At 36.1% G+C, this 12,376-nt stretch carries 13 protein-coding genes and 1 tRNA gene; 6 read left to right on the top strand and 8 right to left on the bottom strand.

Annotation, left to right across the window (positions count from 1 at the left end; translation table 11 throughout):
• The first annotated feature begins 42 nt into the window (after positions 1-42).
• From C8C84_RS00905 to C8C84_RS00895, 3 genes are read left to right on the top strand one after another with little or no spacing between them, the layout of a single operon-like run.
• Positions 43-846, top strand: coding sequence for an endonuclease/exonuclease/phosphatase family protein (locus C8C84_RS00905; RefSeq protein ID WP_121311732.1), 804 nt, complete (start codon positions 43-45; stop codon positions 844-846).
• Between the two features lie 11 nt (positions 847-857).
• The gene (locus C8C84_RS17090; RefSeq protein WP_199717074.1) at positions 858-1,262 is read left to right on the top strand and encodes a hypothetical protein; all 405 of its coding nucleotides are present in this window, start codon (positions 858-860) and stop codon (positions 1,260-1,262) included.
• Positions 1,263-1,298: 36 nt separating this feature from the next.
• Positions 1,299-1,511, top strand: coding sequence for a hypothetical protein (locus C8C84_RS00895; protein ID WP_121311731.1), 213 nt, complete (start codon positions 1,299-1,301; stop codon positions 1,509-1,511).
• Here C8C84_RS00895 and C8C84_RS00890 read toward each other — a convergent pair.
• Both C8C84_RS00890 and C8C84_RS00885 read right to left on the bottom strand, forming a co-directional pair.
• Complete coding sequence (locus C8C84_RS00890; protein ID WP_121311730.1) at positions 1,508-2,764, bottom strand: site-specific integrase; 1,257 nt, start codon at positions 2,762-2,764, stop codon at positions 1,508-1,510. The two genes, C8C84_RS00895 and C8C84_RS00890, sit on opposite strands and share 4 nt — an antisense overlap.
• Before the next feature lie 56 nt (positions 2,765-2,820).
• Positions 2,821-2,893: transfer RNA gene (locus tag C8C84_RS00885), tRNA-Met, on the bottom strand.
• Positions 2,894-3,009: 116 nt separating this feature from the next.
• On the opposite strand from C8C84_RS00885, the gene era reads away from it, so the two are divergent.
• The gene (gene era / locus C8C84_RS00880) at positions 3,010-3,894 is read left to right on the top strand and encodes a GTPase Era (RefSeq protein ID WP_121311729.1); all 885 of its coding nucleotides are present in this window, start codon (positions 3,010-3,012) and stop codon (positions 3,892-3,894) included.
• Here the strand turns inward: era and C8C84_RS00875 are convergent, their stop codons facing one another.
• Positions 3,895-4,404 carry a hypothetical protein gene (locus C8C84_RS00875; RefSeq protein WP_121311728.1) on the bottom strand — a complete coding sequence of 170 codons (510 nt, stop codon included), beginning with the start codon at positions 4,402-4,404 and terminating at the stop codon, positions 3,895-3,897.
• 97 nt (positions 4,405-4,501) lie between these two features.
• On the opposite strand from C8C84_RS00875, the gene der reads away from it, so the two are divergent.
• The gene (gene der, locus C8C84_RS00870; protein WP_121311727.1) at positions 4,502-5,812 is read left to right on the top strand and encodes a ribosome biogenesis GTPase Der; all 1,311 of its coding nucleotides are present in this window, start codon (positions 4,502-4,504) and stop codon (positions 5,810-5,812) included.
• A 140-nt stretch (positions 5,813-5,952) separates the two neighbouring features.
• Positions 5,953-8,724 (top strand): outer membrane beta-barrel protein, encoded by a 2,772-nt coding sequence (locus C8C84_RS00865; RefSeq protein ID WP_121311726.1) that lies wholly within the window; start codon positions 5,953-5,955, stop codon positions 8,722-8,724.
• Positions 8,725-8,799: 75 nt separating this feature from the next.
• Here C8C84_RS00865 and C8C84_RS00860 read toward each other — a convergent pair whose 3' ends face one another.
• From C8C84_RS00860 to C8C84_RS00840, 5 genes are all read right to left on the bottom strand, one after another.
• Positions 8,800-9,603 (bottom strand): YgcG family protein, encoded by an 804-nt coding sequence (locus C8C84_RS00860; protein ID WP_121311725.1) that lies wholly within the window; start codon positions 9,601-9,603, stop codon positions 8,800-8,802.
• Positions 9,600-10,040: a TPM domain-containing protein gene (locus tag C8C84_RS00855; protein ID WP_121311724.1), complete on the bottom strand. Its 441-nt coding sequence runs from the start codon at positions 10,038-10,040 to the stop codon at positions 9,600-9,602. The genes C8C84_RS00860 and C8C84_RS00855 overlap by 4 nt, the downstream gene beginning before the upstream one ends.
• A gap of 86 nt (positions 10,041-10,126) precedes the next feature.
• On the bottom strand, positions 10,127-10,720 hold the full coding sequence (locus C8C84_RS00850) for a LemA family protein (RefSeq protein ID WP_121311723.1): 594 nt from the start codon (positions 10,718-10,720) through the stop codon (positions 10,127-10,129).
• Between the two features lie 65 nt (positions 10,721-10,785).
• Positions 10,786-11,118: a MerR family transcriptional regulator gene (locus C8C84_RS00845; protein WP_121311722.1), complete on the bottom strand. Its 333-nt coding sequence runs from the start codon at positions 11,116-11,118 to the stop codon at positions 10,786-10,788.
• 55 nt (positions 11,119-11,173) lie between these two features.
• Positions 11,174-12,154 (bottom strand): M23 family metallopeptidase, encoded by a 981-nt coding sequence (locus C8C84_RS00840; RefSeq protein ID WP_121311721.1) that lies wholly within the window; start codon positions 12,152-12,154, stop codon positions 11,174-11,176.
• Positions 12,155-12,376 lie beyond the last annotated feature (222 nt).

Here is a 12,376-nt window from a genome sequence, read left to right as displayed (position 1 = left end):
ATTATTTTATCCATAGTGTACACTTTTTAATGATTAAAAGCAATGAAATCTAAACTCCTTTTAATTTTCCTTTCATTAACCACGATACTCAACGCCCAAGTCAAAACCCTAACCTGGAACGTCGAAAACCTCGGTAACTCTAAATCAGACAGTACCATCACTTACATCGCCAACACCGTCAAAGCCTATGATATAGTAGCCCTGCAAGAAGTTGTTGCAGGAGAAGGTGGCGCCCAAGCCGTAGCCAAACTAGCAGCCGAACTCAACCGCAAAGGAGCCAAATGGGACTATGCCATCAGCGACCCAACAAGCAGCTCTGCCTATAAAACAGAGCGTTACGCTTTCCTCTGGAAAACCGCAAAAGTAAGATTGGTCAACAAACCTTGGTTGGAAAAAAAATACAGTTTACTAATTGACCGCGAACCCTATTATGCCACGTTTGAATACAATAAAAAGCAATTCACCTTAGCCAATTTCCACGCCATCACCAAAAGCAAGCAACCCGAAACCGAAATCAAACACTTCAAAAACCTTCCTGCTCAATATCCAAATCTAAATATTGTTTTTCTCGGAGATTTTAATTGTCCACAATCACATACTGTATTCAATCCTCTAAAAAAGATGGGTTATAAGCCAGCTTTTATTGACCAAAAGACTTCACTAAAACGAAGCTGCGAAAATGACAATTGTCTTTCCAATGAATTTGATAATGTCTGGTATAATAGTGATAAGATATTGGTAAAGAATCCTAAAGCAATTCACTTCTACAATGATTTTAATGACTTTGCCAAGGCCAAAGAAGTTTCAGACCACATTCCTTTAACAATAGAATTAGAACTTAAATAAGGTGATAAGTTATGATGAAAAAACTACTAAAATCAATACGAGTAATTCTAATTATTGCACTTCTTAGTTTAAACAGCTGTAGAGAAAAGGAGCAACAACCACCACAAAACTTTGTCCCGGCTAACGCAGAGGATTTAACAGAAGAAGAATTAAAAAAGGTTCATACAGACACTAATTACAAATACGAATACAGAACCGGAACAAGTGGTGATTATGGTTACAGTTATAATGTTTCAGGTTATGATGACAATGGAAATGAAGTTACCGGTAATGTGAGTATGGAAGACAAATACGGAACAGGAACAATTACTAACTCAGATGGTGAAGAAGTCGATATTAATGTTGAATGGATTGGTTATGGTGAATTAAAAGCAACGGACCAAGACGGAAACGAATACGAACTCGCGGTTGATTAAATTTATCTATCTTTATAAAACTTTAAAAGTCGTCCAATGAAAAAAGCCGCATTACTTTTGGTCTTCATGACCTTGACATCATTTGTTGAAATGGCTGATAAGGTATATATCTGCAATAGTAAGGGTGCCAAGAAATACCATCTTAAGGAATTCTGCCGAGGATTAAGCGCATGCAAACATGAAGTTATCAAAGTAACGGTAAAAGTAGCCAAGGAAAAAGGATTGGATTTATGCGGCTGGGAGGATTAATCCAAAAACTTTGAATAATCCTCCGGCAGTACAGCATCAATGTCTCTTAAGTATTTTTCCAATGCATCCATAGTATTATGACCTGTTATTAGCATCAATTTGCTTTTAGCTTCATTAGGTGTCATGGCTTTTGCAAACTCACTATACAGTTTCGTGATGAAAGTATGTCTAAAACTATATAAACCATAATCTTTCCCTAGTTTGAAATGGTCTTTTACCTTTTTAAATCGTTTAGAAAAATAATCTCTTTTATCGGTTTCGGCGGTTTCCCATTCACCACCTATTGCAAGAGGAGTAAACAAGTAATGTTTTTTATCCATTTTGGATAAATCAGGCAAATCATTAATCAAAATCTCAGGGATTATTTTGGTTTTTACCGGACTGTTTTTTGCTCTAACATATAGTTTTCTATCTACCAAGTCTAAATCACCTACTTGCAAGCGGCAAACTTCAATTGGTCTTAGATAATTGTAAGAGATGAACTTTACAAACAGCAACAGAATTTTATCATTCTCTTCCATATACTTGTAGATGTCTGCTTGCAAGGTGTTGGTGTAAGTCTTGTTTCTTTCAGGAGTTGCCTTAAGAACATTTATCTTTTTAATAAAATTCTCTTTAATGAGTTCGTTATCCTCCAATGTTTGAAATAATGACCCTAAATCAATTCGGGTATTATTTCTTGTTCTCGGACTAGTGTTTTCCAAAACTTCATTGAGATATTCAATAACATGCTTTTTGGTTATAGCTGTAATATCTGCACTTGCAAGACCTCTTGCAAGTAACCATTTCTCAAAGCGTTTGATGTTACTGTTAAAACTAGGAAAGGACGTCTTGCTTAAAACACTCTCTTTTATTTTAACTGCCATAGCAAATGCATCAGGAATTGCAATGCCATTCTCTTCATTTGTTTGCGTGTTTTGCAAAACCGGTTTTTCTGAAATAGCACCCAAATTTTTCTCACTATCATCATACGGACTTAATCCATCTTCTAATGCTTGTTTAAGACTTTTGCGATAAGCGTTTAAAATTTCATAACGCTCTTGCTTGGTTTTGAAAGTGTTCGCATTGCCGTAAATAGGGGTTTGCTTTTCGAGTAATCCTGTTTTAGGATTTCTAAAGGAGAAATAAACATACCAACGCTTGGTTAAGTCACCATTGGCGTCATAGATTTTTGGCTCTGAAAAATTCTTCTTGGCAGTCAAAACGTATGCATTTCTGTATTCATTGAGTAAAAATACGTTAAATTTAGGCATAAAAAAAAACGATTTAAATTGCTCTAAATCGTTAGTTTTAAAAGAATTACTCTTCGTAGCGGGAACAGGACTCGAACCTGTGACCTTCGGGTTATGAGCCCGACGAGCTGCCTACTGCTCTATCCCGCGATGTTTCGAGTGCAAATATACAACGAATATCAACACTTGCAACAAAAAAGATAAAAAAATCTTTTTTCTTCTATTGGACTGATATGACTACCTTTGCAAAAATTAAATCAAATTACATGTCACATAAAGCCGGATTCGTTAATATAATCGGTAACCCAAACGTTGGAAAATCAACCTTAATGAATGCTTTTGTTGGGGAAAGATTATCCATCATTACTTCTAAAGCTCAAACTACACGTCACAGGATTTTAGGTATCGTTAACGGAGAAGATTTTCAAGTGGTGCTTTCAGATACTCCCGGAATTATCAAACCGGCTTATGAAATGCAGAAATCCATGATGGACTTTGTGAAATCGGCTTTCGAAGATGCTGATGTGTTGATTTACATGGTCGAAATAGGCGAGAAGGAATTAAAAGATGAAGACTTTTTTAATAAAATAATTCATTCTAAAATTCCGGTGTTGTTGCTGTTGAATAAAATCGACAAATCCAACCAAGAAGAATTAGAAGAGCAAATTGAGTTGTGGAAAGCCAAAGTGCCTAATGCAGAAATCTTTCCAATCTCTGCTTTAGAAAATTTTAATGTTAAAGAAGTATTCGCCAGAATTTTGGACTTGCTTCCGGTGTCGCCACCGTATTACCCTAAAGATGCTTTGACGGACAAGCCGGAACGTTTCTTTGTAAACGAAACCATTCGTGAGAAAATCTTAATGAACTACGACAAAGAAATTCCATACGCAGTAGAAATCGAAACCGAAGAATTCTTAGAAGATGAAAAAATCATCCGAATTCGCTCCGTAATTATGGTGGAACGCGATACTCAAAAAGGAATTATCATTGGTCACAAAGGCGCTGCTTTAAAGAAAGTCGGTATGCAATCTCGTGAAGATTTAGAGAAGTTCTTCGGCAAGCAAATTCATATCGAATTGTATGTAAAAGTCAACAAAGACTGGAGAAGCAATGCGTATCAGTTGCGTCGTTTTGGGTACAACCAAAAATAATTACTCTTTGATGATGTCCAAAAAGATGGCTTCGAGTTCATCCATTTGTTCATGACCTTTTTCTCGAATCTGTCGGGCAATAACATAAAGTAAAAACCAAACAATCACCATGATAAACATCACGATGAAATCCATTAACATGGGTTCGTTAAGCGTGTAATTAGAATAAGCAAACATGCCAAATAAGGTAAAAATACCGGCGACTATGAAATGCAAAAACATAAACATTGTCCACAACGTTTGATCCGGACCAAACAATCCTCTAATGTGAGTGGCGTTTTTTTCATTACCTTCTTTTTCCTCTAACTCTACGCTTAAATGCGGCGACCAATAGTGTTTTTTTTCACTCGAAAAGGTAAACTGAACGTGGTTGTTTCTCACTTTCATTACGAAGTCAGTAGATTGGTTCTTTTGTCTGTAATTGACAAATTTCTCTCTGACGACAGCTATGTTTTGTTCGAGGTCTTTAAAAAACCGTGGACGAAGTCTAACCTCATGTTGGGTATCCATAAAAACGATTTTTTGGATGTTAATACGTTACTAAAAGTAATAAAATAATTGAATTTGTGCTCTTTAATACTACCTTTGCAGCATATTTAAAATGATTATGAACAATATTGTAGCCATAGTTGGAAGACCAAATGTTGGGAAATCGACTTTTTTTAACCGTTTAATCAAAAGAAGAGAAGCTATCGTCGACTCGGTTAGCGGTGTAACTCGTGATAGAAATTACGGTAAAAGCGAATGGAATGGAAAAGAGTTTTCTGTAATTGATACAGGTGGTTATATCAAAGGTTCGGATGATATTTTTGAAGGTGAAATTCGCCGTCAGGTTGAGTTAGCGATTGATGAAGCCGATGCGATTATTTTCGTAGTCGATGTGGAAGAAGGTATCACGCCTATGGATGCCGAAGTAGCTAAGTTGTTGCGAAAAGTAACCAAACCAATCTTATTAGCTGTAAACAAAGTAGACAATGCGATGCGTGAAAAAGACGCTATCGAATTTTATAATTTAGGCTTAGGGGAATATTTTACCATTGCCAGTATCAGCGGAAGCGGAACTGGAGATTTGTTAGATAAATTGGTAGAAGTTTTGCCGGAGTTACCCGAAGTTACTGATGAAGAGGAAGCTTTGCCAAGATTTTGTGTAGTAGGTCGTCCCAATGCCGGAAAATCATCTTTTATCAATGCGTTAATCGGTGAAGACCGATTTGTAGTGACCGATATCGCCGGAACAACTCGTGATTCGATTGATACCAGATACAATCGTTTTGGTTTCGAATTCAACTTGGTTGATACCGCCGGAATTCGTAGAAAAGCCAAAGTAAAAGAAGATTTAGAATTTTACTCCGTAATGCGTTCAGTGCGTGCGATTGAGCATTCTGATGTTTGTATTCTTTTGATTGATGCGACTCGTGGATTTGAAGGACAAGACCAAAGTATTTTTTGGCTGGCCGAAAAGAACAGAAAAGGCGTTATCATCTTAGTAAACAAATGGGATTTGGTAGAAAAAGACACCATGTCAACCCGTGATTACGAAGCCAAAATTCGTGAAGAATTACAACCGTTTACCGATGTGCCTATTATTTTTACTTCGGTAACAACCAAACAACGTTTGCTAAAAGCTTTGGAAGAAACGGTAAAAGTTTTTGAAAACAGAAAACAGCGTATTGCAACCTCAAAATTCAACGACTTTATGTTGAAATTGATTGAAGCTTATCCGCCGCCGGCCTTGAAAGGAAAATATGTGAAAATCAAATATTGTATGCAATTGCCAACACCAACACCACAATTTGTGTTTTTTGCCAATTTGCCGCAATATGTAAAAGAACCATACAAGCGTTTCTTAGAAAATAAAATCCGAGAAAACTGGGATTTTTCGGGCGTGCCGATTGATATTTACATCAGAGAAAAGTAAAGTCAAGTGTTTCCAGATAACACTAATCAGTTAGTATTATCTGAAAATGTTAAATTTTTCGTAAGAAATTTTCACATCACATACTAAAATAAGAATTTAGCCGTTATTAATCTTTCTAACTTAATAACAGCTATTTTTTTATGCCAAAATCTCTCTACCTTGTTTTAGCCTTTTTTATTACCTCTATTACTTTTGCACAATCAACCATTTCACTCAAAGGAAAAGTAGTTGATGAAACCAACAAATTACCTATCGAATCGGCTACCGTCTATTTGACTTCTGTCAAAGATTCTTCCGTGGTTGATTATACCATTACTAATAAAGTGGGTGGTTTTAATTTCAAGATCAAAAAATCGGATAAGCCGGTTTATCTTAAAATCTCTTACGTCAGTTATCAGGATTTTAAAGAAGACAAAGTTTCTTTAGAGGTTGACAAAGATTTTGGAATTATCGAATTAAAAGAAGCGGTAAACGCTCTTAACGAGGTAGTGATAAAATCTGAAATTCCACCGATTAGAATTAAAAAGGACACTTTGGAGTTCAATGCCGCTTCGTTTAAAGTTGGTGCCGATGCCAATGTTGAAGCCTTGCTCAAACAATTACCCGGAGTTGAAATCACACCGGAAGGTAAAATCACAGTCAATGGTCAAGAAGTCAATAATATTTTGGTCAATGGTAAACCGTTCTTTGGAAAAGATGGTAAAATCGCCACCCAAAATCTACCGGCTGAAATTATTGATAAAGTGCAAGTCGTTGATACGAAAACCAAATCGGAAGAAATTTCAGGTGAAGCTTCCGGTTCTCAGGAAAAAACCATCAATTTAACCATACAAGAAGATAAAAATAAAGGACTGTTCGGGAAAGTCGTCGCCGGACATGGTTCAGACAAACGGTATGAATCCAGTTTGTTGCTCAATTATTTTAAAGGCGAACAGAAAGTAAGTGTCTTGGCTTCATCCAATAACATCAATTCCATCGGATTCTCTATGGATGAGGTTTTTGATAATATGGGCGGTGGAAGAAATTCTTCGATTTATTATAACGACGATGGAAGTTTTGGAATCAACAATATGTCATTTGGCGGCAATCGCGGAATTACACGTTCCAATATGGTTGGAATTAATTACCAAGACAAATGGTTGAAAAAAATTGACCAAAGCGGCAGTTATTATTTTTCAAATGCCGAAACTGAGAATGCCAACCGAACGGATAGAGTCAACCTTTTGCCGGAAGGTAGAACATTTACCAATTCTAATGCAATCACCAAAAACGGTAGTAATGGACATAACCTCGATTTAGATTTTGAAATCAAAATTGATTCCTTGTCGACTATTTATGTTAATCCAAGTTTTCAAAGAAATAAAAGCTATAGTAAATCTTCCAGAAATCAAATTACGACTAGTGAAACTTTTGATGAGTTGAATAGCAGTACCAATGAAGATTACAATGATAATGAATTTACTTCTTTTGGTACAGAAGCCAGTTTTAGCAAAAGATTTTTAAAGAAGAACCGTGGTTTATCGGTTAATTTGGAATCAGAATTTCAAAGAAGAAATGATTTTGTCAATACCAATTCGGCTACGCTTTTTGCCGATGCCACGCCGGATGATATCCGGAATCAGAATCGATTTGAAAAAGACAACAATGATTTTATCAAATTGGAAGTACGTTTTGGCGAACCTTTAACCGATTCACTTCGACTGAGTTTAACTTCTGAAGTAACGTATCGAAGGGTCAAAAACAATTTGAATACCTTTGATTTTGACGGTGCAAATTATGATGATTTTAATGATTTGCAGTCAAACGGTACATCGTCAAAAGCAACTACTTTTTTCCCTTCAACCGGATTGATTATCGGCAAATCTAAAACCAACGGTAGAATCAACTTCGGACCTGAATTTGTCACTTTTGATGCTCGTTCCAACTATTTGGGATTGACTACCAATAGAAATAAAAATTACGTTTTTCCTAGAGTGAAAGGTTACATCAGTCACCGAATGGGCAAATCAAAATCGATTTATTCTTTCTATGATTATGGTGTGCAATTGCCACAAGCCAATCAGGTTTTGCCGGTAGAGAATTTGTCAAATCCTTTAAGCACTTTTGTTGGTAATGAAAATCTTCGCCCTACGCAAAGACACAATTTATACTTCAGTTTCAATGATTACGACTATCAATCGCGTTCAGGATATTATATTTATTCCGGATTCAATTTGAGCCGAGATGCCGTAGTTTCCTCGACTGTTTTTGATGATAATTTTAAATCTACAACGACTTATCAAAATGTGGATATGGTTTACAATTCCTATCTAGGTCTTAGCTGGAGTAAATCTTTTAAAAAGGAAAAGAGAACGTTGCGTTTTGGTGCTGGAATTAACTTTAACTATGATTCTAATAAAGGTTTAACCAATGCTGTTGCGTTTGAGTCAAAAGGTTTACAAATGAATCCAAAAGTCAATCTGACTTGGAGTATAGACGAATTGATTACCGTTTCACCTAGCTATCGCTATACTTTAAATAGTACGGATTATAAAAACTATGTTATTGATAAGGCGCAAAATTTTATTCACAATGCCAAATTGGAAATCACTTCTTATGTGCCAAAGAAATTCGTAATCGGAAGCGACTTTGGTTACACTTACAATTCAAATATCGCCGATGGATTTAAGAAAGATTTTTATTTGTGGAATGTGAGTTTAGGCTACAACTTTTTCAAAGACCAATTCTTAGCCAAAGTAAAAGTCTACGATTTATTAGACCAAAACCAAAATGCTACCCGTACGATTTCCCCAACAGCTATTGTTGATGCAGAAAATACGGTGTTAAAACGCTACGTAATGTTTTCACTAACCTATAAACTTGAGAAGTTTGGAGGAAAGAAAAAAGAAGGTGGAATGATATTTATGGATTAAATAAAAAAACTCGGTCAATTTGACCGAGTTTTTTGTTATTAAATCTGCTGACTGCAACTGCGGTCTAGGAATGAACTACCAACCGCCGCTTGCGCCGCCGCCGGAGAATCCACCGCCGCCAAAACCACCACCAAATCCGCCACCGCCGGAAGAGCCACTACCAAAACTTCCGCCGCCAAATCCGCCACCGCCGCGACCAAGACTGCTTAAGATAATTATGTCAGCTAAGTCAAAGCCACCGCCACGATTACCCGAGTTTCCACCGCTACCGCCTTTGCCTTTATTTTTGGCAATGATGAATATGATAACGATAACGATGATGATAATAGGTAATATAGGCGGGCTTCCTTTCTTAGATTTTTTTCTTTCGCCTTTGTATTTGCCCTTGACAACTTCTATAATAGTCTCAGCACCTTTGCTTAAACCATTATAGTAACTGCCGGCTTTGAACTCGGGTGTAATCACATTTCTGATGATTTCACCACAAATTCCTGCGGTGAGTCTGTCTTCTAATCCATAACCCGGACGAATACTTATTTTTCTGTTGTTTTTTGACACTAAAATGAATACACCATTGTCTTCTTTGGCTTGACCAATACCCCAATTTTGTGCCCAATTGGTGGAAACTACATCAATACTTTCTCCTTTTAAATCTTCTATCGTAACAACTACAATTTGGGTCGAAGTAGAATCTGAATATCTAACAAGATTTTCTTCTAATTGAATTTTTTCTTGAGGACTTAATAGCTTAGCATAGTCATATACTGAAGTTTGAAAATCAGGTTTTTTAGGTATCGTAAATTGTGCAAAACCTATTTGTGAAACCAAAAGACAAACAATGAGTTTAAGGAAAACGGGAATAGTTATTTTATAGTTCATTCTCCTTTTGATATTTCGTTTGATAATTCATCAGTGTCACCATCTTGGTAAGGAAAGTATTTCTGAAGCTGTTCTCCGGCTCTGAGTATGCCGTCAATTAAACCTTGTTTGTATTGTCCTTTTTTAAAGTTTTTGGTCATCACATCACGAGTACAATCCCAAAAATCATTCGGAACCAAATCGTTAATGCCCTTATCGCCACAAATCACAAAATGTTTGTCTTTGACAGCCAAGTAAATTAAGACACCATTTTTCAACTCAGTTTCATCCATTTTTAACAGATGGAAAACTTCCATCGCACGCTCGAAAGGATCGATGGAAGTGTGTTTTTCAATATGTACTCTAATTTCACCGGAAGTATTTTTTTCGGCCACGCGAATAGCTTCAACAATTTCTTGCTCTTCTTCTTTGGTTAAAAAATCTTCTACTTTAGACATTGTTTAGTTTTTTAAACATCAGATTTCCAAATTACCGCAAACTTCAATCTGTCTTAATTGGTGAAATCTGTGTTAGATTTATTTTTTTAGAATTTTACTTCTACCGGTTTTTCAGCACCTTCAACAGCTTGGAAATAAGCTTTTTCTTTAAAGCCAAATAGTCCTGCAAATAGGCTGTTAGGGAATGTTTTGATGTGCGTGTTGTAAGGTTTAACCGCTTCGTTAAAACGTGTTCTTGCCGTTAAAATTTGGTTTTCGGTACTTGCCAATTCGTCTTGTAATTTCAAGAAATTTTGATTGGCTTTTAATTCAGGATAAGCTTCAACCGTTACCAATAATCTTGATAATGATGATGTTACGCCTGATTGGGCTGAGTTAAAAGCGGCCAACTGCTCCGGAGTAATGTTTGTAGGATCAATTTTTACAGAAGTGGCTTTTGCTCTGGCTTCAATAACTGCTGTTAAAGTTCCTTTTTCAAACTCTGCAGCACCTTTTACAGTGTTAACTAAATTGCCAATTAAATCATTTCTTCTTTGGTATGCAGTGTTTACGTTACCCCAAGATTCATTGATTGTTTGTTCGTAACCAACTGCCGTATTATTAATTCCTTTAACCCAGCTGTAAATTCCAAAAATTACAACTGCTCCAATAATCCAAGGTAAAAATTTTCTAAAATCCATGTTTGTTTTTAATTTAAGGTTTGTTATTAGTTTTTAATTCTTTTTGTTTGTTACAAAAACCAAACCTAAAGTTGGTTCTTGATATTTAATAATTGCGCTTTCACCGTTTCCAGTTTGCTGATGATTTCATACTTGTCCAAAGTTTTCTTTTGTCCTTCTTTCAAATGTGTTTTAGCACCATCAAGCGTAAAGCCTCTTTCTTTGACCAAATGATAAATCAGTTGCAGATTTTTTACATCTTCGGGCGTGAACATCCGATTGCCTTTGGCATTTTTTTTTGGTTTCAGAATGTCAAATTCCTTGTCCCAAAAACGAATCAACGAAGCATTCACATTAAAAGCTTTGGCTACTTCGCCAATGCTGTAATATCTTTTTCCTTCTTTTAACTCTATATGCATATGTTTTATTTTTTTAACTGAACACTAAAAACTGATCACTGACCACTTTTTTAAATTAATCCAGTGATTGATTTTCCTGATTAGCCAATTTAGAAATAACTGTATACTCTGCCGCCGAAATATTCCCGTAATAAAAATTAATCGGGTTGACGACTTTTCCGTCTTTGTGTACTTCATAATGCAAATGCGGCGCTTCACTTCGGCCTGTACTTCCAACGTAACCAATGATGTCACCACGCTTTACTCGTTGTCCACGTTTGACTTTGTATTTACTCAAATGCGCATATAAAGTTAAATACCCATAACCGTGACTGATTTCAATATGATTACCAAAACCTGATTTCGAATTGTCAGCATTAATAACAACACCATCGCCGGTAGCAAAAATAGGGGTTCCGGTTTTCGCCGTGAAATCCATGCCTTCGTGCATTTTACGAACTTTGGTAAACGGATCACTTCGATAGCCAAAACCGGAAGCAATTCGTTTCATTTGCTCATTCTTTACCGGTTGAATTGCCGGAATCGCCGAAAGTAATTTGTTTTTCTCTTTGGCCAATTTCAAAATTTCATCTAATGATTTTGATTGAATTGCCAATTCTTTAGAAATGATATCTACTCTTTTGGAAGTATTCACTACCAATTCAGAATTGTCAAATCCTTCTAATTCTTTATAGCGATTCACACCACCAAATCCCGCTTTTCTCTGTTCTGCAGGAATCGGTGACGTATTAAAATAAGCGCGGTAAATATTATTGTCTCTTTCTTCAACATCAGCTAAAACTTCCTGAACTTGGTCTATCTTTTTATTCAAAATAGCATAACGCAATTTCATCGTTTCAATTTCACGCGCTTGCAATCGGTCTTTGGGAGTTTCTAAATAGGAACTATTCAATAAAACCACAAAACACAGAAAACCAAATAATCCTGATGCGAGTAAAAATAAACCGATGTAACCCAGTTTTTTGGATAATTTTGGCTTGATTTTTCGGTAAGCCAAACTTTCGGTATCGAAATAATACTTTACTTTTTTCGCCATCTTTTATTTTATACTATTTTTGTGCTTGTTTTAAGAAAACAATGGTTATACGAACAAATTTAACAAATGTTTCAGTCAAACCCTAAATTTTAATTTGAAGTAGTTCAAATTAATTGTCATCCTGAGCGCAGTCGAGGGATTAGGAGCGAATGGTTCGGGCATTTTAGTAAATGCTATTCCTGCTTTTCGCAGTATCTTTTTGTCAAATCGAGCGCAGTCGAG

This window comes from Flavobacterium sp. 102 (assembly GCF_003634615.1).
Lineage (GTDB): Bacteria > Bacteroidota > Bacteroidia > Flavobacteriales > Flavobacteriaceae > Flavobacterium.
The sequence above is the reverse complement of the archived record's forward strand: the minus strand, read 5'-3'. Positions and strand labels throughout refer to the sequence as shown.